The following is a 21,499-nucleotide window of genomic DNA, read 5'->3' on the forward strand; positions in this document are numbered from 1 at the left end:
CCTTTCGCTTTTTTCATTTAGGTCTTAACGTTATAGGCATTCTATGTATCAATTAAAAATAAATGAATTATCAGAGCAAGCGTTTTTAAGTCAATATTGGCAAAAAAAACCACTGTTGATCAAAGCTGGTTTTAAAGATTTTCAAGATCCACTTGATGCGAATGAACTCGCAGGCCTTGCTATGGAAGACAGCATAGAATCGCGCATTATTACTAACCACAATCAACAATGGCAATCGCATCAGGGACCATTTGACGATTTTGAAATACTCACTGAACAGCACTCGACACTACTCGTGCAAGCAGTGGATCATTGGCACCCAGAAGCTGCTCAGTTACTTGAACCTTTTCGCTTTATACCTAATTGGCGAATAGATGATTTGATGATCAGCTACTCAACCCCAGGTGGCGGTGTTGGCCCACACCTAGACCAATACGATGTATTTATTATTCAAGGTGAAGGTAAGCGCCATTGGCGGGTAGGATTACCCGACCCAACACTAAAACAATTTGCTCAAAATAAAACATTACTGCAAGTTGAAGCTTTTAGTGCAGTAATTGATTGTATTTTGGAGCCCGGTGATATTTTATATATACCACCCGGTTGTCCTCATGAAGGCTATGCGGTTGAGAATGCACTTAACTATTCAGTCGGTTTTAGAGCACCTAATCAACAAGATTTACTTTCAAGTTTTGCTGATCATATTATCGACACAGAAAGCGGCCAAAAAAGGTATACCGACCATACCCTCGCCCTGCGTGATTCTAAAGGTGAGCTAACCCAAAGCGAAGTCGATAAAGTAAAAACGTTAATGCAAGCATTGCTAGAAGACGAGAGTTTATTTAAACACTGGTTAGGTAATACCCTTAGCCAACCTAAGCATGATATGGACTTAGCCCCTGAAGAAGATCCATTTAGTGTCGAACAAATACAACAACTGCTTGAAAACCAAGTAACATTTGAGCGTTTAGGGGGCACACGTGCTATTTATCAATGTATGGATACAGAGTTACTTCTAAGTATCAATGGCGAAAACTACGCTTTACCCTTATCTGATTTAGAAGCGGTAAAACAGCTTACTGATTTTATTGAATTTGATAGCAGCGTGCTTAATGCAACCACACCTAGCCTAGATTTTATCGAAACTTTTACTACACTGGTTAATGAGGGTATTTGGTTTAGCTAGGAGGAGGTCATGGTTTATACCGTTGACAAAGTTGATTGGCAAAGTGAAAAAAGTCAACTGCAACATATAAGGGAGCGAGTGTTTGTATATGAGTTACATATTCCTAAACGTATTGAGTTTGATAACTTAGATGCACTCGCTCAACATATTCTGGTCACCGATAATATGCACTCACCTGTTGCCACAGGTCGATTATGTAATGATGGTTTAATTGGTAGAATCGCCGTATTGCCGCAGCATCGCAACCGCAATGTTTATAAGTCACTGCTTAATTTCATTGTTAAATTAGCAGCGGAGCAAGGTATTGAAGCAATCAGTATTAATTGTATTTTAAACGAAGTAGAACGATTCAAAAATAATGGGTTTACTGTGCAAGGCCACGTCTTTATGGAAGCAGGTATCCCAAGGCAACGTATGCAGTGCCCTATTGCATGCTTTGAAACACGACCATTTACTTTAGTGCATTAACGAAAAAACGAGCCACTTGGCTCGTTTTTTTCTTTATTCTTGTCGGTAATCTTTGAAAAAGCGCTGCATTTTCATCATTGCACTCGATAAATCATCTTTATTAGGTAAGAACACCAATCTAAAATGATCAGGCTCTGGCCAGTTAAAGGCGCGCCCATGTACTAACAATATTTTTTCTGCTTTTAACAAATCAAACATCATTTGTTCATCGCTTTTAATATTGAATTTAGCGGTATCCACTTTAGGGAAAGCATAAAGCGCCCCTTTTGGCTTTTTACAACTAATTCCATCAATCGCATTTAAGCCGCGCCAAGCAATATCACGTTGCACATATAAACGCCCACCGGGGTCAATTAAGCTATCAATTGACTGAACGCCACCCAATGCTTGCTGAATTGCATATTGTGCGGGCACATTGGCACAAAGACGCATTGAGGCAAGAATATCTAAGCCTTTTATTAAATCTGTCATTAATGCGGTGCGACCACTTAACACCATCCAGCCCATTCTCAGTCCAGCAGCACGGTATGTTTTAGCTAAGCCATTAAAAGTGATGATAGGGAGATCATCGCATAATGAACCAATAGAAGTATGGGTAACGCCGTCGTATAGAATTTTCTCGTATATTTCATCGCTTAACAGCAAAAGCTTGTGCTCTCGAGCAATATTGATCAATTCTGCAAGTAAAGCATCACTGTACACAGCCCCAGTTGGGTTGTTGGGATTTATCAGCACCAATGCTTTGGTTTTAGAGGTGATTTTACTTTTAATATCATCAATGTCAGGAAACCAATCTTGCTCTTCATCACACAAGTAGTGAACCGGATTACCACCTGCTAATTTTACCGAGGCTGTCCAAAGCGGATAATCTGGAGCAGGAATTAACACTTCATCATCATTATTCAACAGTGCTTGAGTAACCATTTGGATAAGCTCACTCACACCGTTACCAATGTAAATATTATCAACGTCTAAATTGTGTAAGCCACGCTGTTGGTAGTGCTGATAAATAGCAACACGCGCAGAATAAAGACCTTTAGAGTCACAGTACCCTTGAGCTGAATATAAATTACGGATGATATCGCGATGCATATCTTCTGGCATATCAAAGCCAAATGCGGCGGGGTTGCCTATATTAAGCTTTAATACCTTTTGGCCCTCATCCTCCATTTTTTTAGCTTGCACTAAAACGGGACCTCGGATGTCATAACAGACGCCGTCTAATTTATGACTCTTTTTTATTTCTGACATTGTTACCTCTAAAGAGCAAGTTAGCCATTAGACTAACGCAGTAAAGCCGTGAATTACTAGGAAAATTAAGCGCTTAAAACTGAAAAAAATTCACGTTAACACTCTTTTTTATTACTATTGAAACGCGTTTAGCGCCCAGCTAACCATGCATTTAGTTTTGCTTGTGAACCAGTAACTTGCGCCATTAATCCATCGGCTGCATTAACAGCCTGCTCGTCATTCCCGTTATTTAAATTATATTCAATTAAACGAGCAACTTCGGCTAAACTTGCCGCACCAAATTGAGCGGCGTTTGATTTAAGGCTATGAAAGTGGCGAATAGCAGCCTCTTTATCTTGCCCAAGCGCAGCAATTGCTTCGTTACCCAATCGCTCAAATTCCGCACAACAAAACTCCAGCGTATCTGGAAATTGTTCACCTAATAGCGATTCCATACTTTCTAAAGCGGATTCGTCAATATTGATCTCTGTCATATTCATGCCCTTCAATACGGTCCATCGATTTTCTTCTTATCTCTTACTCTATATCTAAGCACAAAAAAAACCAACTTTATTAGTGCAAAAATGTATAATTACGGCAAATGTACCAACGAAATAGTGTATTCAATGGCACGTCCTCTTTGTAAACAGTGTAACTTTTCGCTAAGCACTTGTATTTGCAGCGCAATTACCCGTGTTACTAACCAAACTCAGGTTATTATTTTGCAGCACCCCAATGAAGCAAAAGTTAGCAAAAATACGGCGCAGCTATTAGCTTTAGGTTTAACCCACTGTAAAATTATTAAAGGCGAAAATAATCAAGACTTCGCCTGTTTACAGAACCTGCCTATTGAATCGAGCGTATTACTCTACCCAAGCGAGCACGCCGTAAAATTAGACCGACCGAATAGTAAAGAAAACCTTCCAGAGATTACGCATTTAATTGTGATTGATGGTACATGGAATAAAGCCTTTAAAATTTTGCAATTAACCCCGTTATTACAACAGTTTAAAACGGTAAGCTTTAGCCATATTCCCACCAACCGTTATGCTATTCGTAAAGCCCCTAGAGCAGATAGTTTATCGACACTAGAAGCAGTAGCACATAGTTTATGGCTCATAGAAGCACTAAACCCTGCGCCCTTGTATGGTTTATTAGAGGAATTAATAAAAAAACAAACCCAACACATGCCCGCTCACGTAAAAGCACGTTACTTGTAATGTATGAGCTGAAATAAAATAACCGATGCGTAATACCACATCTCGATTAAAACGCGGATTTTCTCGCCAAGGCCCCGACTATCGTTTTGACGATCAAGTCGATTTTAATGATATAAGAAACACTTTTGGTTTTCGTTCTATGGTGGTTGGTAAATGGGTTACTAAAGAAGAGCGCTTTATTAGTGCCAACTTAATTTATGATGCGCTGGCTGATTTAGCGCAGATTTTGCATTTACCACCCACTGCCATTGGCCTGCGTGGCAAACTTAATTTCGCTTTTGGTCACGGTGGACAAAAAGGCGTGCAAGCACATTATAATGCGTATGACCAAACCTTAGCACTGGCTAAAAATGCAGGCGGTGGCGCTTTAGCCCATGAATGGTTTCATGCTTTTGATCATCATATTAGTAAGCATTTGTTTAAATCAAAAACCCGCTTTGGTTTCGCTTCTAAGTTATGGTTATCAAACTCACCCGACTTAAGCCATCCACTTAATGATGCACTTAATCAATTTTATAAACAGGTGTTTTTAGAGCAAAGCGGTGAACATGCCAATGAATTTGTAAATAAATGCATTGCGTTTGATAAAGCGCATAATCAGCAGTATATGAGTATGCCAGAGGAGCTTGCTGCTCGGTGTTTTGAAGCCTGTATCAACGAGCATCAAACAATCAAAAACAGTTTCTTAGTCGGCGGTTTGAGTAATAATAACTTAATTTATCCTGAGCTAAAGCACACGTTACTCGCCAATGAAGCGCTTAACCATTATTTTCAACTATTAGGTTATGCGCTTCATCAACTAGAAAAATAAGCTATTGTTTAGCTTAGTTATTTATCGTCACTGATACGGCTTGCTACCGCACTATTCTGATCTTTATATTTTGCATCAATGCGGGTGTTATAAGGGCTTTCACACGGACCGGTAAGTGTTTCAAAACTCATTGCGCCAATTTTCATCATAGGTCTGAGCGCAAGCGGTAACTTACCAGAGTTATAAAACTCTAAAACAATATTACCACTCCAACCAGGATCGATTCTGTGTGCTGTAACATGCACCATTAAACCCAAACGTGCCAGCGATGAACGCCCGTCTAACCAACCAACAATGTCTGCAGGTAGGGTTACTTTTTCATAGGTTATTGCCAACGCAAGCTCGCCAGGATGTAGAAAAAACGCTTCGCCTTCAGCTAATACAATTTCGTCGCTCATGATTGATTCTAACGCTTTATTAAGCTGATCTTTTGGACCACTTAAATCAACATAAGCGGCATTATGGGCATGAAATGTTCTAAACTTATTACCTAAGCGAAGATCAGCGGTAACCCCTGAAATCATTTCACTCGTTGGCGCGGGCTCGATAACAATGCGCCCATCGTTTAAGTATTCTTTAATATGTGTATCTGAAAGTCTCATTTTTAATCTTCCGTAATCACAACGTCAATCGCGTTGTGATGTTGTTGATAGTAAAGCGTGCTGGCAATCAATCGTGCGGCCGCGCTGTAAGTTTTGCTAATAACCGCATCTGTATCATCGGCAATCAACTTACCTTGCTCAGAGGATTCTCTGATATCAATCGCAAGCGGAATATGCGAAAGCACAGGCACACCATGCTTAAGGGCTAATTTTTGTGCACCGTCTTTACCAAATACATGGTTGGCCTCGCCGCAATGCTCACAAATGTAATGGCTCATATTTTCAATCAAACCGAGCACTGGCACATTTACTTTATTAAACATAGCAATACCCTTTTGCGCATCAGCAAGCGCTAAGTCTTGTGGCGTCGTGACAATCACGGTGCCACTGGCTGGCACTTTTTGGCTCATGGTTAATTGAATATCACCGGTACCTGGCGGCATATCTACAATTAAATAATCAAGTTCACCCCAATCGGTTTCATTTAAAAGCTGACTAAGCGCGCCTGAGGCCATTGGGCCGCGCCATACGGTGGCATCATCGCTGGGGACTAAAAAACCAATAGATTGCGCTTTAATACCATTGGCATCAAACGGTTGTAATTGTTTATTGTCTTTTGTAACCGGCTCACTGCCAACTAATCCTAACAACATAGGAATTGACGGACCGTAAATGTCGGCATCTAGTATGCCTACTTTTGCGCCTTCATTTTTAAGCGAGCCTGCCAGATTAACAGCCGTAGTAGATTTACCCACCCCACCTTTGCCTGAGGCGACTAAAACAATATGTTTAATGGCTTTAAATTTCGCAGCCTCTTTAAGGTGAACACTAGCCGTTACGTTTACATCAATCTTTAAACGCTCAGTCAAAAATTGAGCCACATGCGGCATTTCAGATTGCGCCGCAAAAGGGAGATTGAGTTTAACCGTAATTGATTTATCGGTGTTTTGAGTGATATCAGCAATGAAATCTTGCTCAATACCCACAGCGAAAGCGGCACTGCGATAGGCCGCTAGAGCAGAAATAATCGGTTGTTTTTGCACCGATTTTGCAGAGAATAGTTTCGACAGTCCAAACATAGCAATAAAATAGCGTTTCTTTGATGAAAAGTGCCACGGAATTATGTAACATTCAGGGCATTAACACCAGTCAATTAGTAAATATCGATAAGCAGTGTGCTCTGTTATCACTTTGCTTATCGATAATGTAATAATTTTCATCTGTTCCTGACTAGGAACGCTTAATTCGGAATGATTATGGCACAGCGAAAGATCCTGATTACTAGCGCATTACCTTATGCCAATGGCCCTACCCATTTAGGGCATTTATTAGAGTATATTCAAACTGATATTTGGTCGCGTTTTCAAAAACTACAAGGCCACGAAGCGTACTATGTGTGCGCCGATGATGCTCATGGCACACCTATTATGCTTAATGCGCAAAAGCAAGGGATCACGCCTGAGGAAATGGTAAAAAACGTTAGCATCGAGCGCCAACGCGACTTTGCTGATTTTAATATCAAATTTGATAATTACCACAGTACCCATAGCCAAGAGAATAAAGAATTTAGTGAGCTTATTTATAATCGCCTTAACGATGCAGGTCATATTAAAAAGCACACTATTTCACAGTTATTCGATCCAGAAAAAGGCATTTTTCTGCCAGATCGCTTTGTTACTGGCACGTGTCCTACATGTAAATCGGAAGATCAGAACGGGGATAGCTGTGATGCCTGTGGCGCAACCTATAGCCCAACCGAGCTAATCAACCCACGCTCTGTTATGTCGGGTGCTGAGCCTATCTTAAAAGATTCTGAGCATTACTTTTTTGACTTACCCGCCTTTGAAGACATGCTTAAAGAGTGGCTACATTCAGGCACAATTCAACAAGAAATGGCCAACAAGTTAGATGAGTGGTTTGCAGATGGTCTCCAGCAATGGGACATCAGCCGTGATGCACCTTATTTTGGTTTTGAAATTCCAAACGCACCAGGTAAATACTTTTACGTATGGCTAGATGCGCCTATTGGTTATATGGCGAGCTTTAAAAACTTATGTGATAAACAGGGCATCGACTTTGATGCATTTTGGCAAGAAGGTTCAGACGCTGAGCTTTATCACTTTATTGGTAAAGACATCATCTATTTCCACAGCCTATTTTGGCCTGCTATGTTAGAAGGCGCTCAATTTAGAAAGCCAACTAACGTATTCGCCCATGGTTTTGTTACGGTCAATGGCGCAAAAATGTCTAAATCAAAAGGCACGTTTATTAAAGCGCGTACTTATTTGGATAACCTAGACCCAGAATTTTTACGTTACTACTACGCAGCTAAACTTAATAGTGGCATTACTGATTTAGATTTAAACCTTGAAGATTTTGCACAACGTGTAAACTCAGACTTAGTGGGTAAAGTAGTGAATATTGCCAGTCGTTGTGCTGGTTTTATTACTAAAAAGTTCGACGGTAAGCTGAGCAATACAGTTATGCAACCTCAATTGCTTGCAGAATTCCAGAACGCATCAGCGACAATCACCGAATATTACGAGAACCGTGAATACAGCCGTGCAATTCGTGAAATAATGGCACTTGCTGATAAAGCAAACCAGTTTATTGATAATGCCGCGCCTTGGGTGCTTATTAAAGATGAGTCAAAGCAAGAAGAAGCGCATCAGGTTTGTTCACTAGGACTTAACCTATTTCGCGTGTTGATCACTTACTTAAAACCAGTGCTACCAGGCATGGCAAGTAATGTTGAAGCCTTTTTAAATGATGAATTATCTTGGCTGGGTGCGCAAACAGCGTTAGTAAACCACCCTATCAATAAATTTAAGCCGTTAATGCAACGTGTAGAAATGGATAAAGTGAATAAAATGGTTGAAGAATCAAAAGAAAGTTTAGTTGCTGAAAAAGACAAAATCGATCCTAATAGCCCACTTGCGAAAGAGCCTATTAGCGAAGAGATTGAGTTTGATGACTTTGCAAAGGTAGACCTGCGTGTTGCTAAAATTGCCAAAGCAGAGCACGTAGAAGGCGCTGACAAGCTGCTTAAATTAACCCTTGATTTAGGCGGTGAAACTCGCCAAGTGTTTGCTGGAATTAAATCGGCTTACGCACCAGAAGACATTGAAGGTAAATTAACGGTAATGGTTGCGAACCTCAAACCACGTAAAATGCGTTTTGGAATGTCTGAAGGCATGGTACTTGCGGCAGGCCCTGGTGGTAAAGAAATTTACATTCTTAACCCAGACGACGGCTCTGAGCCGGGTATGCGCGTAATGTAATTATTATCGCTTAAAGCCGCTAATATTTAGCGGCTTTTTTTTCATCTGTTATTTAGCTATTCTAATAAGAATTTTTAACGCCGCTATTCTCTGGTTTGCTCCCTGAAAAATAATTAAGCATTATTGCGATTTGGTATTACTGCAACAACTTTTGCTAAGTGAATCACCAAGCTTTGCGAGCTAATATACACAAACCAGTTTATATAGCGCACTTGAGGGTAAAAGCCTTGCCCCTGATTACCATAAATCCAAAAAGCACCAATAATGGCATCAGCCAATGCAGCAAGGAAAAGCCCTAAGCTCACCCACACTATTGATTTGGGTGCGTTAATCCCACCATAGGCAACAACTAATACCAGACCCATAAGCCCAACAGCCGTTATCACTAAGCTATAAACCCCAGTCATAGCTAAAATAGTATCTCCTGCCCCCTCAAGATACATAGAAGAGAGCGACGCACTACTTAGCACCAACACAACAACAACAAAAAGTGCACTTTTTATAAGCGAGACCCGGCGTTTTATATTAAAAGCTAACACACAGGCTATAAATAAAAGGCTGTAACCAGGTGCAAAAAATAAGATTGAATCAACTAAGTAATCATGTTTTATCAAGGTACTATAGCGATAATAGTGTTGGGGTAAATTAAAATTAACCACATCACCCGCGATACACAACATAAAAGCGCCACTGCCTAAAAGAGCAATAAAGCGTAATTGTTGGTCTTTAAAACGTTTAAATACCCAAGCTGACATCGTTACACTATTAAACACAAGTAAGCAGAGGGAACTCAGTGACAACAGCATTAAAACACGTTTATTTTCAGGCGCAAGTAGCCCTATTAACATCACAGCTAAAGCGCACAGCCAAGCTATAAAAGTAATAATTTGATGCGGATGTTTTATAGATAACGGATTAATTGCACTATCCAACCTTTAAAATTAATAACGTTAACTTAGCAAGTTTTTATCGTCCAAGGCTATTTTTTGTTTTGCATGTGCTGTATTTCTTTTTGTGTTTTAAGCCGACATTGCGCTAACTGTTTGAGTCGAATTGCTTTAATAGCGGCTAATGGATCTTGTGCATTAAGTCCACCAGCATCATGGTTATTTTGTTGGTTTATTACTTTATTCTCACCGTGCTTATTGTGCATATCTTTTCTCTTGGAACTGTTTATCGATTTTAGGCGCGGTACCTTAAGTAAAAAAGTGCTTTAACGCTAAACGATTTACTTGAAAAACACCTGACACCCTATATATTAGAACCTTCTAATGTTTAGAGGTGTATTATGCGTATTATTTTGCTTTTTTCCAGTTTATTTCTTTCATCCGCTGCTTTTGCTAGCAATACCGACGAGGCACGACAAACAATCAAAGCATTTTCAAGTGATTTAAAACAGGTACTGGTTAGTACTATGAAACAAAGCGGCCCACTAGCGGCAATAAGTGTATGTAATACAGCTGCACCCGCTATCGCTTCACAACATAGCAATAGTCCTTGGCAAATTAGCCGCAGTGCTTTGAAAACTCGTAACTCAGATAATCAACCCGATGCATGGCTCAAAAATGTTTTATTAAACTTTGAACAACGTAAGCTCAATGGCGAGCCGGTAGCAAGCATAGAATATCAAGAGCAAAGACCGGATGGCTGGTATTTTGTAAAAGCGATTCCTACTCAAAAAGCGTGTTTAGCGTGTCATGGCAGTCAGATTGACCCCACAGTTTCTAAAAAAATAGCGACTTTATACCCTAATGATCAGGCAACTGATTTTAAACTGGGTGACATTCGTGGCGCGTTTGTTGTTAAATGGCCAGTGAAAATTACCAATGATAATTCATTGACGATCAGCTATTAAATTTTACCGCATCGGATGCAATACGCTTTTTACGCCTAACATATAAAGTATGTGGCAGCATAAGTAATTGATTTAATAAAATAGCTAATACCAATGCAAACAACACTGCACTCGCGGTTAAAGGGATACCTAACTTAAAGTTATCAAGTGTATTTTGTAATCTGTCAACGCGTTCAGGGGAGAACATATACAGCAGTTTTTGCACTAAATTACCTTGTTCAAAAATAGCCATCCCTTTTTTTAAATCGGCAAATTGCAGTAATGTTTGCTGTTTTTGATTTGCATCGGCTCTAACGCTAGGTTCAGGGTTAGCTAAGTGGCGGTTTATCATCGCTTGCGTGCTAGAAAAGTTATATTGCTTGGCCGTTTTTGCATAGCCATCAACTTGCCACTTGGTCGCATGATACAAGCCCGCTAAATGTTGTTGGTAATGATCACTCAGCTGCGGTAGTTGCAATGAAACAATAAAAGCGCAAGCAAATATTAACTTATCGAACAGGTTAACGATCATAATAATCCCTTGTGCTGCGTTTAATAAAAGTGACTACCGTTAACTATAACAGGTAGTCGCTTTAGTCTAAATACGATGCGCTGCTGCGCTGTTAATCTGCTTGGTGAAATTGACGATGTAGGGCGTGAACCTGCTCAACAAGTGCTGGTACGGGCCCATAAACAGCGACATTAGGAGCAACCGCTTCAATAGGTAACGGGTTAACCGGCGACTTAGTCATTTTGAGCTCGCTAAGCCAGCTAGTTAATTGCGCAGATGAACTGACATACATAATTCGCCCTAAACCTACCCATGCGTGTGCTGCGGCGCACATAGGGCAATGTTCCCCAGAGGTATACACAGTAGCCCCAGCGCGTTGCTCAGGGGTCATATTGTTGGCTGCCCAACGAGCAATTTCAAACTCAGGATGACGTGTATGATCGCCACCGGCAACACGGTTACGATCTTCCATACATACATTTCCTTCAGCATCAACAAGGACAGAGCCAAACGGTTCATCTCCTGTTTCTAACGCCTCTTTAGCTAGCGCTACGGTGCGTTTTAAGTGCGCTAAATCAGTCTCGTTCATAATCTGTAAACTCCTTTACTATCACTTTTGGGGATATTTAGTAACGTGATCTGTTTTTCTACTGCGCTAACCATAACGCTTTGATCCCTGCTTTTGCAACACGTACATCCTCACTGCCATGAGCACCGCCAACTCCCACTGCCCCCACCACAGTATCGTTAATATAAATAGGCACCCCGCCATCCAATATTAAAATGTTTTCATCTAAATAACGAAGGTCTGCTGGAATAGTGCCCTCATTTATGCCTTTTGCTATAACTGCGGTTTCTCGCTTTTGCGAATTGGCGGTATATGCTTTTTTATAACTGGCACGAATAGTATGAACACCGGCACGATGATTGCGAAGTACCGCCAGCGTTTGTCCAGATGCATCCACAACGGTTATTGATACAGCTAAATTGTCCTTGAGTGCCGCTACAGACGCTGCATTGACTATACGCTGTGCCATTTCACCCGTTAATTGTGCCACCATAGCCACATTTTCAAGCTGTTGATTATAAGTATTTATCTGCATTTCAGTTTGTCCAGCAACAGACGCTAATGAAGAAAGTGATGCAATGAGCGCTGTAAAAATAGCCCGTTTTTTCATGGTTTATTTCCTATTGTTAATTAATGACGTTATATCGCTGAACTGGATATAAAAAATTGAAAATAAACAGACCGTGTTTACTCATAAAAGCTTTCACTAGGAGGGTTAATAGCAGGCTTTGCTTTTTATAAAATACTTTTATTGGGATAAGGTAATGTAACCCCCCTTTTTTAAAATGATCGTAAGCTAGCAACCCGGCGTAATATTTAACCGACAACTAATCAATTTAAAGGAAAGTAACATGTTTAAGAAAATAGCGTCTGTTCTGACTTTTGTATTAGCAAGTTTAACCCTATCTTCAGCAGCTCATGCCGATCATCATGGTATGAAAAAAGATATCGTAGATGTAGCTGCTGCCAATGGTTCTTTTTCAACACTCGTTGCAGCTGTCAAAGCGGCAGGCCTCGTTGATACGTTAAAAGGAGATGGCCCTTTTACTGTATTTGCGCCAACTGATGAAGCATTTGCCAAGCTACCAGCAGGTACCGTTGAAAACCTTCTTAAGAGCGAAAATAAAGACAAGTTAACTGCAATTCTTACCTACCATGTGGTATCAGGTAAAGTAATGGCTGCAGACGTTGTAAAATTAGACAGTGCAACGACCGTGCAAGGCCAGTCTGTGAATGTAACCACCAATGATGGCTCTGTTATGATCAACAATGCAAACGTAGTTATGGCAGATGTAAAAGCCAGCAACGGCGTGATTCATGTCATTGATACTGTTTTGTTGCCAAAAGAGTAACAATATAATCTCCACAGCGGAGTAAAATACTAACTCCGCTCACTATTACAAGCACAAAGTATTATTTTCTTTTACTAAATGCCCTCTTTTATACTAGTGATTTTTACACTATATTAAAAGATAATTAAGCGTCTGTTAATATTGAGAAAGTGTTTGTGGAAACAAATAAAAATAATACTACTGTTGAAGATAAACCAACTGAAGATCAAAAGAAGTTTTTCCTCGATTTACTCCCGGGAAAGCTAATTGATATACAATTTAACAATCCCATTCAGGTTCGCTTTAAACTCACTTTAATCGGCTACGACACCGGTAAATATTTAATATTAAAATACCCTGCTCAAGCAGGTAAAAATGATTACAGCGACATTTTAGTTGAAGGTAATGGGGCTATTGTACGTTATATCATTGAAGACGAACGGGGCGAATGTGTTGCTTTTTCAACCAGCATATTAGCGATTTCATTTCGCCCTGAACGATTAATTTATTTAGCTTACCCTAAAAAAATTGAAAGCCGACAATTACGTGAAACTAGCAGGTTGCCTACACACATTCCGGCTAAAATTAGTTTACATAAAGGCGATATTGATGCTGATAATAAAAGCTTATTGCACGGTTTAATTATTGATATTTCTCCGAGTGGCTGTCGCTTTGCTATTCACGTAAGCTCTGGATTTGTTGCACTAAAAAAACGTCAAGTTTTTGTGCATATACTTTCTCCACTAGACAACGAGCCTGTAATTATTACGTCTTACATTAGGAATAACCAAATGAAAGGCAACCGCCTTAGCGTTGGTATAGAGTTTGATGCTTCAGAGCAAGTTAAGCTTAACAAGCTGTTAGAAGCTTACTCGATTGATATTGATTAATGCCTTAAATAATCCTACCTGCAAAAACAGCAATGGCTAACCAATTTTGCTTAGCCATTGTAATAGTTAGTTTTTTATTCTAAACGCTTCAAAAACCGGTCACTTCTTGGCAAGTAGTAATCATCATAATCAAGCGAGACAATCACTCGCTCTGCCCGACCCAGCAACTCATCACGTGGAATTAATCCAATAACCCGTGAGTCCGCACTGTTATCGCGGTTATCACCCATAACCAGATAATGATCTGCTGCTATTGGTGTTGCCGGAAACTCTACTAAGCTTGCTGCCGATTTGGTAAGCCGTATGGTATGAGTATGCCCCTTTAAGTGCTCAGTTTTATCTAGCCACCGAATACTCTCGTTTAAAGTGCTATAACTTACTTTCTCGCCATTAATGGTCAATTCGTTATTTTGCAACGAAACTATATCACCTGGTGTGCCAATAACGCGTTTTATTAAACGGTTATCCGCCACTTTAGAATCAAATACAATAATATCGCCGGTTTGTGGTTCTGCCAATCTTATCAGGGATACATGCGTAAATGGTATACGTAAATCATACGCCATTTTATCGGTAAGGATTCGGTCGCCTTCTTCAATAGTCGGTTTCATTGAACCTGTTGGTACTTCGTACCAATCGGCGACGGCACTACGAAACACACTCTTTAAAATAATAAAAACAATAGGGCCTGTTGACCTTTGCGGATTGGAATTTGTTCAAACAAGGGGCGATTTAATCGCGGCGCGAGGTTTGTAACCTAGTGGGCTAAGTAAAAACCGAGTAACAAAGAGTTAATCGCCCCTTGGAAGAACCCTTTGGGCAATACCTGTTTGGCATTGATGCTACGTTATCGCCTATTTATGGGGAATAACCACACCACATAGGCTCTGCCTTGCTTAAATACCAAACAGACTACTGCAAATTCAACCTTGAAAGGTTAACAGGCCCTTAAGAACGGTTATTTTTCCAAAATTTATAAAGTCGCTTCATGTTTTGTCCCTGCTATAGGTTAAGTATTTATTTGACTGTATAAATGCAGAGCCGTTCAAATGAGTGTGTTACAAAACATGTTTAGGGATAGAGACATGCATAAAACATGTCTCTAAAGATAGTTTACTGCTGGTTTAACTTGTCTTTCGCTTCTTGTACTTTTGCAAAATCTAAACCTAACTCATCCGTTGCTTCTTTAATTAAATGAGGTTGGGTCATTACTACCGCCATCAATTGCTGAAGTTTTTCAGGTGGTATGCCCAGCTCTTGTACTAATGCCATAGCCATCATTGGGTTTTGGGTAAATGCTTCAAATAATGCCGCTACTTTTTCATCGCTGACATTGTGCTCTTTTAATATTGCAATAATTGGATTCATTATTAACCTTAAAATCGAAATAGTTTTTTAAAGTATATGGCCTCATACAGGGATTAACAATATTAATCCCTGTGGCATTACTTGTTTCACTCTACCAACAATACAACTTTACCTGAGTTTTCATTACCCTCTAAAATGGCATGTGCCTCACTAGCTTGTTGCCATGGCATGGTTTTATAAATATTAAAATCATATTTCTGATTGGCAATATCATCATAAAAGCGCGCTACAAATGCATCTCTTAACGCACGCTTAAACGCGATACTGCGATTACGTAATGTGGAGGCATGAAACGAAATACGTTTTTGTAATAAGCGTGCAAAATCGACTTCGGCAAAGCGACTATCTAAAAATGCGAGCATCACAATCTGACAATCCATTGCGGCCACTTTGGCATTTTTATTCAAATAGCGGCCAGAAACCGGATCGACTATGGCGTTTGCACTTAAGTTATGTGCCTTCATATATTCAACAAAATCAGTGGTTTTATAATTAATCACATGGTCAGCACCCAAGCTTTTAGCGTGTTCACATTTTTCATCAGACCCTGCTGTTATTACCACCTGTGCACCGGCACTTTTTGCCATTTGAATAGCCGCTCCGCCTACGCCACTGGCACCGGCATGAATAAGCGCCGTTTGCCCTGATTGTAGTTTTCCTAACTCAAAGAGTGCACCAAAGGCAGTTAAATACACTTCACTAATAGCAGCACCTTGTGCCATAGAAATATTATCTGGCAATTCCATTAATTGCTGCGCATCTACCGCGACATATTCACTGTACGCACCTCCAGCACATAGAGCAAAAATACGCTTATCTTGCCATTTAGGGTCTACCTCACTGCCAAGCTCACACACGGTACCTGCACATTCGAGTCCTAGAATAGGGCTATCCCCTTCAGGAGCAGGATACTTACCTTGGCGCTGCATACAATCGGCACGGTTAACGCCAATCGCTGCTACTTTTACCAATACTTCATTACTGCTAATCTGCGGCTTATCGGTTTGTTCAAACGCTAATTGCTGATCTTGATGTGAAATGTACTGCATAAATCTCCTCGTATTTTATTCTATTTGATTTTCGCCATACTTCGGCTTCAACTAACTCGTTATTTTCTGTGTAATATATTTAAAGTGTGTAGTGGTTAGTAATTTTATTGATGTAACCTCGGGGTTTTAGCACTGGCAAACACAAAGCCTGACAAAAAAAGCGAAGCCAACTAATATAAACCTCATAATACTCCTTTTGGAGTTAACAGCGCCTTAAGCACAAAAATTCAGTGCTGATTTAATCAGTTTATTGGCCTTTGTGGACTAACCTTTGTTCAATTTAGGCCGAACTCGTTGGGCAGTACATGTTCTGCATTTATGCTGCGTTATCAGCAATTGCTGGGGAAGCCTTGCCTAAAAACACAACTTCGAATTTAACTATGAAAGATAAACAAAACTATAAATTATTAAAGCGCCAGCTTTGTTTATAAGGATATACATCAGGAAGCTGACCTTGCTCAATACCTTGCTGAGTCATTTGCCAGTACTTTGCCGTAAATAAGTCACTATGATAATGATTAAAATGGCTAAAGGCACTGCTGCTGGCACTAAAAAACACCTTAAATTCACTCGGGAATATATCATTTTGGTCTATGTCAAAATAAGAATGTGAGCTTATTTCCTCTAACGCGTTGTCAGTATTTGGCACTTCTCTAAAATTACAATCAGTAAGAGGGCAAATTTCATCGTAATCATAAAATACCACTCGCCCCCAACGTGTCACACCAAAGTTTTTCATTAGCATGTCACCGGCAAAAATATTAGCACTGGCAAGCTCTTTAATCGCTTTACCATAATCAACCATCACCTGCTGCAGTGATTTACTGGTACATTGACCGATATATAAATTAAGCGGTGTCATTTTTCGCTCAACATAGACATGTTTGAGTATTAACGCTTTACCCGAAATAATTAAGCTATCACCAATGTGTTTTTTCATTTGTGTAAGCAATTCATCACTAAAACGACTTAAATCAAAAGCTAGGTATCTAAATTCATGAGTATCAACTAATCGCCCTACTCTATCAGCCTGTTTTACAAAGTTATATTTATCTTTTACCTGCTGTTTTGTCGCCGTTTTTGGTGCACTAAATTTATCTTTTATTACTTTGTACACATAGTCTAGGCCATCAATTGTAAAAACAAGCATCACCATACCTGGTGTACCTGGCGCTAAATGATATTTATATTGCTCGGGGCTACTTTTAGTCGTGTCCACCTTATAGCGATAGAATTCTGTTTTCGCATGTTTAATAAAACCTATCGCATTAAACAATTCAAACCGTTGTTTGTGAGGCATTAACACACTTAAGTAATCTACATACCTTGCAGGTTGGTCGGTATCTACCATAAAGTACGTGCGCGCAAAGCCAAATAACAAGCTCAGCTGATCAGCGCCCATCATCACAGCATCAATTGTAAGCCCGTCAGGGGTATTTAAAATGGCTATTGCAAAGGGCATATTATCGCCATTTTTAGCAATACAACGTCCTATTACATAACACGCTTTATTTCGGTAAAAATGTGAATTGGCGTACTCAATATAGCCGTCATTTAAACTTATTAGCTCATACACTTGTCTACATTGTTGCTGCGCCCCTTGGGTTAAAGTTGCTTGTAGTTTAGCTAAGTCATCGTTTAAATTTTTAAATGGCACTCTAAACACTTGTTCATTGACTAAAGTTTTAACTGCGCTATCAAACCCTTCTTTTAAGGAAATACGACTCACTAATCCTTCATAAGAACGTGGTTGCCCACGGTACTTTGCTTTTAAGACAAATAAATGCACCGTACGAATTTTTTTATCATCCCAAATAGCGCCAAAAGTAGAATTAAAAAACGTATGTGCAATTGGCTGGTTTTCATGCTCTTTAACCATTTCGCCATAAATATTTTTTGCACGTTGCCATGTTTGTGGACAGTTTAGTTCATCATAGGCAATCACTTTAACGGCCTCACTCACCTGCTTTACTTGACGCTCATACACTTGCAAGCGCGCTCGCATTGCCGCTTGCACCTCATGATATTGGCGTTGTTCAAAGCGACTTTGTGCCCCTAAGGTAATATTTAAGAACTGTGCAAACATAGCTTCAAAGCCTGCAAATACAGCGCGTGCTAACTTAGTGGCTATGAGTTCTTGTATAGGATTGTGGGTAGACGTTAACGACGTGCTAGGCATAGTATAGGCGCTTCTATTTTTAGCAATTATGCTGATTATTTTTTATTAGAGGTTTACACCTTAGCAAGCACGCTTTAATTTAGATAATTAATACAGCAAATAAATAAAATTGATCATATGAATATAAGAAATGTCGATCTCAACCTACTCGTCTATTTAAATGTATTAATAGATGAAAAAAGTGTGTCTAAAGCGGCCAATAAACTCGCATTAACACAACCGGCTATGAGCAATGCGTTAAAACGCCTAAGAGATTTATTTGACGATCCTTTGCTGGTACGAGCTGCGGGCTCCATGACCCCAACAGCTAAAGCCCTTGCCCTTAAGCCCGAAATTGAAGAGCTGTTAAAAATGGCAGAAGAGATCACGCAGCCCAGTGAGCAGTTTAATCCGGCTACCGCCAACGTGACGTTTCGTATTATGGCAAACGATTATATAGAATCGACGCTAATTGCCCCCTTTATTTGCGAGCAGCTAGCTAAAAATCCGGGCATTGACTTCGATGTACTTAGCCCCAGCGACGTTAACCTACAGGATATGGAAAAAGGCACTATCGATTTGGCAATAAACCGTTTTAATGGTCTGCCGCGCTCTTTTCATCAAGCTACTGTATGGCGAGATAACTACTGTTGTTTAACCCATCCACATAATCCATTTTTAAACGATGCAAACTTAGACCAATTTTTAAAAAGTGAACATATTTGGGTTAATCGAGCCGGCTGGGGCCCCGAACCCGCTGTAACTAATAAATCAGGTAAACAAAAATTAGGCTGGGTCGATGAGGCATTATGGCAATTAGAACAAACACGTAAAATACGCGTGTTTACTCGTCATTACATGATTGCCAGTTTACTGTGTCAATCTGAGCAACTCATTGCAACCCTTCCGCGCCGTCAAGCAAAGCTTTTAACAAGCCATACTAATTTAGTGATTAGCCCTGTGCCATTTCAAGTCGTGCCCATAGAAGTAAAAATGATTTGGAGCCCGTTATTACACCATACACCGGCGCACCAATGGCTTAGACGCGAGTTGTTGGCGTTTGCAAATACAGTGATTGATAGGTAAAGAATTAAAATATTGATCAAATCAATATCAGTTATTGAAAACAACAATTTCATTAATATTACACTTAGCGCTACAGTGAAGTTAAGCCAACAAACAAAGAGTAATAATTATGCAAACATCAGCAAGCTTCACACAACAAGACGGATTATTCATTGATGCAAATTTACATCAATTCATTGAACAACAATTGTGTCGTAAAACAACACTTCAAACGCAACACGTTTACCAAGCGTTAGCCACGTTAGTTGATGAGTTTGGGTGTGCATGTCGTAAAACAAAACACCAAGAAAACGACATTCTAGACGTGAATACTTTATTAAATGCATATCAACGTAAAAGTCATCCACATTGTCATGTAGATGCACAAACAACCGCAGCCGTTCTAGATGAATACTGTTGCCAAGTGCCTGCAATTATTGTGGTTGCTTTAATGGATACGCTTAGTGGCACACTCTGTGATGAGCCAAGCGCCCATAAACTTTACCACAGAGCTGCAGAGCTGACAGAGCGTCCATGCGTTCATCGCGAGCAAACAGCTAACGCCTCTGCAGCGTAAAATGCTGCCCTTTAAAAGTGCTCGATAACCTTGTTGGCAAATTGTTTGCAACTTAAGGTTGTCGAGTTATGATTTGATTGAGCTAAATCAAATGTAATCTGTCCACTGGCAAATGTGCTTTCAAGCGCGTTTTCAATTAAACAAGCAGCCTCACTCCATCCCATAAACTTAAGCATTAACACCGCACTCAATAAGCTACTGCTCGGATTTGCCTTATCTTGTCCTGCTATGCGCTCAAATGTACCATGTGTGGGTTCAAAAAACGCAACTTCGGTATTTAAGTTTGCCGCCGGCATAATCCCTACTCCACCGACTTGTGCACTGAGCATATCGGCTAAAAAGTCTCCGTTTTGATTAGTGGTGGCCACCACATCAAATTGAGCAGGATCCATTAAACACTGCTGAAGCATATTATCGGCAATCACTTCTTTAATAACCAGCGGCGGTAAATCAGCACGTTGTATTTCAAGCCAGCGCCCGTTTTGATGTTCAACGGCAGCGTATTCACGTTTGGCCAGCGCAAACCCCCAGCGCTTAAATGCGCCATCGGTAAACTTAAGTACATTGCCTTTGTGAACTAAAGTGAGTGATTCACTATTATTTTTTAGGGCATAATTAATTGCATAGCGTATTAATCGCTCTGATCCCTCTTTAGAGATATTTTTAATACCTAAACCACATTCTTGGGTAAAACGAAGCCGAGTTACGCCCATTTCTTCACATAAAAAATCGAGCATTTTTTCATTTTCAACACTGCCCGCTTGCCACTCAATTCCTGAGTACACATCTTCACTGCTATCACGTAGCACAGTAATATGCGTGGTAAATGGGTTTTTTAATGGTGACGGTAATGCACTAAACCCTTTAATGGTTCGCATATTTACATACAAATCCATTTCATGGCGAAGCGCGACATTGAGCGAGCGAAATCCGCCTCCAAGCGGTGTTGTTAAAGGGCCTTTAATCGCGATTTTACAATCTCGTACTGCATTAATCGTTTCTTGAGGGAACCAATCACCGTCATAAAGCTTGGCAGCTTGCTCACCATTATAAACTTGCATCCAATGAATTTTGCGTCTTGCGCCATAACTATGCTCTATGGCGGCATCCACTACTTTTCGCATCACTGGCATCACATCGAGGCCGACGCCATCACCATCAATATAAGCAATAATAGGGTGTTCGGGTATATGCCACTGTCCTTGTTCATCAATAAGTATATGTTCACCATTTTCTGGCACAGTAATATGTTGATATTGCATTGTTAACACCTAGAAAAACATCCTATTTTCATTAAAGCATGTTCGTTAATAGGTGTCTGTAATTGCATTTTTATAATTGATATCACCG

Annotated in this window: 24 protein-coding genes; 10 read left to right on the top strand and 14 right to left on the bottom strand. The window is 40.0% G+C overall.

Going from position 1 to position 21,499, the window contains the following annotated elements; translation table 11 throughout:
- Positions 1-43: 43 nt before the first annotated feature.
- On the top strand, positions 44-1,186 hold the full coding sequence (locus QL986_RS01330; protein WP_290191018.1) for a cupin domain-containing protein: 1,143 nt from the start codon (positions 44-46) through the stop codon (positions 1,184-1,186).
- 9 nt (positions 1,187-1,195) lie between these two features.
- A complete protein-coding gene (locus tag QL986_RS01335; RefSeq protein WP_013465047.1) occupies positions 1,196-1,654 on the top strand; it encodes a GNAT family N-acetyltransferase in 459 nt (152 codons plus the stop codon).
- Positions 1,655-1,687: 33 nt separating this feature from the next.
- On the opposite strand, the gene QL986_RS01340 is transcribed toward QL986_RS01335, so the two are convergent.
- Both QL986_RS01340 and QL986_RS01345 read right to left on the bottom strand, forming a co-directional pair.
- Entirely contained in the window at positions 1,688-2,905 is a 1,218-nt protein-coding gene (locus QL986_RS01340) for a pyridoxal phosphate-dependent aminotransferase (RefSeq protein ID WP_290191019.1), read from the bottom strand.
- A gap of 128 nt (positions 2,906-3,033) precedes the next feature.
- Positions 3,034-3,378 carry an Hpt domain-containing protein gene (locus tag QL986_RS01345; protein ID WP_290191020.1) on the bottom strand — a complete coding sequence of 115 codons (345 nt, stop codon included), beginning with the start codon at positions 3,376-3,378 and terminating at the stop codon, positions 3,034-3,036.
- A 132-nt stretch (positions 3,379-3,510) separates the two neighbouring features.
- Here QL986_RS01345 and QL986_RS01350 point away from each other — a divergent pair, with 132 nt between their 5' ends.
- Together QL986_RS01350 and QL986_RS01355 are read left to right on the top strand one after the other, a co-directional pair.
- Positions 3,511-4,104: a tRNA-uridine aminocarboxypropyltransferase gene (locus QL986_RS01350; protein WP_290191021.1), complete on the top strand. Its 594-nt coding sequence runs from the start codon at positions 3,511-3,513 to the stop codon at positions 4,102-4,104.
- A gap of 25 nt (positions 4,105-4,129) precedes the next feature.
- Entirely contained in the window at positions 4,130-4,915 is a 786-nt protein-coding gene (locus QL986_RS01355) for a CLCA_X family protein (protein WP_290191022.1), read from the top strand.
- Positions 4,916-4,932: 17 nt separating this feature from the next.
- Here the strand turns inward: QL986_RS01355 and dcd are convergent, their stop codons facing one another.
- Both dcd and apbC read right to left on the bottom strand, forming a co-directional pair.
- Positions 4,933-5,517: a dCTP deaminase gene (gene dcd, locus QL986_RS01360; protein ID WP_013465052.1), complete on the bottom strand. Its 585-nt coding sequence runs from the start codon at positions 5,515-5,517 to the stop codon at positions 4,933-4,935.
- Between the two features lie 2 nt (positions 5,518-5,519).
- Positions 5,520-6,596, bottom strand: coding sequence for an iron-sulfur cluster carrier protein ApbC (gene apbC / locus QL986_RS01365; protein WP_290191023.1), 1,077 nt, complete (start codon positions 6,594-6,596; stop codon positions 5,520-5,522).
- A 177-nt stretch (positions 6,597-6,773) separates the two neighbouring features.
- Between apbC and metG the strand changes: the two genes are divergently transcribed.
- On the top strand, positions 6,774-8,798 hold the full coding sequence (metG, locus tag QL986_RS01370; protein ID WP_290191024.1) for a methionine--tRNA ligase: 2,025 nt from the start codon (positions 6,774-6,776) through the stop codon (positions 8,796-8,798).
- A gap of 113 nt (positions 8,799-8,911) precedes the next feature.
- On the opposite strand, the gene QL986_RS01375 is transcribed toward metG, so the two are convergent.
- Both QL986_RS01375 and QL986_RS01380 read right to left on the bottom strand, forming a co-directional pair.
- Positions 8,912-9,553: a hypothetical protein gene (locus tag QL986_RS01375; protein ID WP_290191025.1), complete on the bottom strand. Its 642-nt coding sequence runs from the start codon at positions 9,551-9,553 to the stop codon at positions 8,912-8,914.
- A 224-nt stretch (positions 9,554-9,777) separates the two neighbouring features.
- Positions 9,778-9,951 carry a hypothetical protein gene (locus tag QL986_RS01380; protein WP_290191026.1) on the bottom strand — a complete coding sequence of 58 codons (174 nt, stop codon included), beginning with the start codon at positions 9,949-9,951 and terminating at the stop codon, positions 9,778-9,780.
- 135 nt (positions 9,952-10,086) lie between these two features.
- On the opposite strand from QL986_RS01380, the gene QL986_RS01385 reads away from it, so the two are divergent.
- Positions 10,087-10,653, top strand: a complete 567-nt coding sequence (locus QL986_RS01385; RefSeq protein WP_290191027.1) for a DUF3365 domain-containing protein — start codon at positions 10,087-10,089, stop codon at positions 10,651-10,653.
- Here the strand turns inward: QL986_RS01385 and QL986_RS01390 are convergent.
- The 3 genes from QL986_RS01390 to QL986_RS01400 form a co-directional block, all read right to left on the bottom strand.
- Positions 10,643-11,164 carry a DUF2937 family protein gene (locus tag QL986_RS01390; protein WP_290191028.1) on the bottom strand — a complete coding sequence of 174 codons (522 nt, stop codon included), beginning with the start codon at positions 11,162-11,164 and terminating at the stop codon, positions 10,643-10,645. The genes QL986_RS01385 and QL986_RS01390 overlap by 11 nt on opposite strands.
- Positions 11,165-11,255: 91 nt before the next feature.
- Entirely contained in the window at positions 11,256-11,732 is a 477-nt protein-coding gene (locus QL986_RS01395; RefSeq protein ID WP_290191029.1) for a nucleoside deaminase, read from the bottom strand.
- Positions 11,733-11,790: 58 nt separating this feature from the next.
- On the bottom strand, positions 11,791-12,321 hold the full coding sequence (locus tag QL986_RS01400) for a heme-binding protein (RefSeq protein ID WP_290191030.1): 531 nt from the start codon (positions 12,319-12,321) through the stop codon (positions 11,791-11,793).
- 241 nt (positions 12,322-12,562) lie between these two features.
- Here QL986_RS01400 and QL986_RS01405 point away from each other — a divergent pair, with 241 nt between their 5' ends.
- Together QL986_RS01405 and QL986_RS01410 are read left to right on the top strand one after the other, a co-directional pair.
- Positions 12,563-13,063: a fasciclin domain-containing protein gene (locus QL986_RS01405; RefSeq protein ID WP_064662513.1), complete on the top strand. Its 501-nt coding sequence runs from the start codon at positions 12,563-12,565 to the stop codon at positions 13,061-13,063.
- Positions 13,064-13,218: 155 nt separating this feature from the next.
- Positions 13,219-13,932, top strand: a complete 714-nt coding sequence (locus QL986_RS01410) for a flagellar brake protein (RefSeq protein ID WP_013465062.1) — start codon at positions 13,219-13,221, stop codon at positions 13,930-13,932.
- A gap of 74 nt (positions 13,933-14,006) precedes the next feature.
- On the opposite strand, the gene lepB is transcribed toward QL986_RS01410, so the two are convergent.
- From lepB to aceK, 4 genes are all read right to left on the bottom strand, one after another.
- The gene (gene lepB, locus QL986_RS01415; RefSeq protein WP_290191087.1) at positions 14,007-14,615 is read right to left on the bottom strand and encodes a signal peptidase I; all 609 of its coding nucleotides are present in this window, start codon (positions 14,613-14,615) and stop codon (positions 14,007-14,009) included.
- Between the two features lie 430 nt (positions 14,616-15,045).
- The gene (locus QL986_RS01420; RefSeq protein WP_008113615.1) at positions 15,046-15,300 is read right to left on the bottom strand and encodes a DUF2999 family protein; all 255 of its coding nucleotides are present in this window, start codon (positions 15,298-15,300) and stop codon (positions 15,046-15,048) included.
- An 86-nt stretch (positions 15,301-15,386) separates the two neighbouring features.
- A complete protein-coding gene (locus QL986_RS01425) occupies positions 15,387-16,349 on the bottom strand; it encodes a zinc-binding dehydrogenase (protein WP_033103362.1) in 963 nt (320 codons plus the stop codon).
- A gap of 397 nt (positions 16,350-16,746) precedes the next feature.
- Complete coding sequence (gene aceK / locus QL986_RS01430; RefSeq protein WP_290191031.1) at positions 16,747-18,528, bottom strand: bifunctional isocitrate dehydrogenase kinase/phosphatase; 1,782 nt, start codon at positions 18,526-18,528, stop codon at positions 16,747-16,749.
- Between the two features lie 117 nt (positions 18,529-18,645).
- On the opposite strand from aceK, the gene QL986_RS01435 reads away from it, so the two are divergent.
- Both QL986_RS01435 and QL986_RS01440 read left to right on the top strand, forming a co-directional pair.
- Positions 18,646-19,593 carry a LysR family transcriptional regulator gene (locus tag QL986_RS01435; RefSeq protein WP_290191032.1) on the top strand — a complete coding sequence of 316 codons (948 nt, stop codon included), beginning with the start codon at positions 18,646-18,648 and terminating at the stop codon, positions 19,591-19,593.
- Positions 19,594-19,702: 109 nt separating this feature from the next.
- Positions 19,703-20,149, top strand: a complete 447-nt coding sequence (locus QL986_RS01440; protein ID WP_013465068.1) for a hypothetical protein — start codon at positions 19,703-19,705, stop codon at positions 20,147-20,149.
- A gap of 11 nt (positions 20,150-20,160) precedes the next feature.
- Here QL986_RS01440 and icd read toward each other — a convergent pair whose 3' ends face one another.
- Entirely contained in the window at positions 20,161-21,411 is a 1,251-nt protein-coding gene (gene icd / locus QL986_RS01445) for an NADP-dependent isocitrate dehydrogenase (RefSeq protein ID WP_290191033.1), read from the bottom strand.
- Positions 21,412-21,499 lie beyond the last annotated feature (88 nt).

This window comes from Pseudoalteromonas sp. APC 3250 (assembly GCF_030407915.1).
GTDB lineage: Bacteria > Pseudomonadota > Gammaproteobacteria > Enterobacterales > Alteromonadaceae > Pseudoalteromonas > Pseudoalteromonas tetraodonis.

Coding starts and splice junctions, on each gene's coding strand:
- QL986_RS01330 (WP_290191018.1), top strand. CDS start 44: ATGTATCAATTAAAAATAAATGAATTATCAGAGCAAGCGTTTTTAAGT.
- QL986_RS01335 (WP_013465047.1), top strand. CDS start 1,196: ATGGTTTATACCGTTGACAAAGTTGATTGGCAAAGTGAAAAAAGTCAA.
- QL986_RS01340 (WP_290191019.1), bottom strand. CDS start 2,905: ATGTCAGAAATAAAAAAGAGTCATAAATTAGACGGCGTCTGTTATGAC.
- QL986_RS01345 (WP_290191020.1), bottom strand. CDS start 3,378: ATGACAGAGATCAATATTGACGAATCCGCTTTAGAAAGTATGGAATCG.
- QL986_RS01350 (WP_290191021.1), top strand. CDS start 3,511: ATGGCACGTCCTCTTTGTAAACAGTGTAACTTTTCGCTAAGCACTTGT.
- QL986_RS01355 (WP_290191022.1), top strand. CDS start 4,130: ATGCGTAATACCACATCTCGATTAAAACGCGGATTTTCTCGCCAAGGC.
- dcd (WP_013465052.1), bottom strand. CDS start 5,517: ATGAGACTTTCAGATACACATATTAAAGAATACTTAAACGATGGGCGC.
- apbC (WP_290191023.1), bottom strand. CDS start 6,596: ATGTTTGGACTGTCGAAACTATTCTCTGCAAAATCGGTGCAAAAACAA.
- metG (WP_290191024.1), top strand. CDS start 6,774: ATGGCACAGCGAAAGATCCTGATTACTAGCGCATTACCTTATGCCAAT.
- QL986_RS01375 (WP_290191025.1), bottom strand. CDS start 9,553: ATGTCAGCTTGGGTATTTAAACGTTTTAAAGACCAACAATTACGCTTT.
- QL986_RS01380 (WP_290191026.1), bottom strand. CDS start 9,951: ATGCACAATAAGCACGGTGAGAATAAAGTAATAAACCAACAAAATAAC.
- QL986_RS01385 (WP_290191027.1), top strand. CDS start 10,087: ATGCGTATTATTTTGCTTTTTTCCAGTTTATTTCTTTCATCCGCTGCT.
- QL986_RS01390 (WP_290191028.1), bottom strand. CDS start 11,164: ATGATCGTTAACCTGTTCGATAAGTTAATATTTGCTTGCGCTTTTATT.
- QL986_RS01395 (WP_290191029.1), bottom strand. CDS start 11,732: ATGAACGAGACTGATTTAGCGCACTTAAAACGCACCGTAGCGCTAGCT.
- QL986_RS01400 (WP_290191030.1), bottom strand. CDS start 12,321: ATGAAAAAACGGGCTATTTTTACAGCGCTCATTGCATCACTTTCTTCA.
- QL986_RS01405 (WP_064662513.1), top strand. CDS start 12,563: ATGTTTAAGAAAATAGCGTCTGTTCTGACTTTTGTATTAGCAAGTTTA.
- QL986_RS01420 (WP_008113615.1), bottom strand. CDS start 15,300: ATGAATCCAATTATTGCAATATTAAAAGAGCACAATGTCAGCGATGAA.
- QL986_RS01425 (WP_033103362.1), bottom strand. CDS start 16,349: ATGCAGTACATTTCACATCAAGATCAGCAATTAGCGTTTGAACAAACC.
- aceK (WP_290191031.1), bottom strand. CDS start 18,528: ATGCCTAGCACGTCGTTAACGTCTACCCACAATCCTATACAAGAACTC.
- QL986_RS01435 (WP_290191032.1), top strand. CDS start 18,646: ATGAATATAAGAAATGTCGATCTCAACCTACTCGTCTATTTAAATGTA.
- QL986_RS01440 (WP_013465068.1), top strand. CDS start 19,703: ATGCAAACATCAGCAAGCTTCACACAACAAGACGGATTATTCATTGAT.
- icd (WP_290191033.1), bottom strand. CDS start 21,411: ATGCAATATCAACATATTACTGTGCCAGAAAATGGTGAACATATACTT.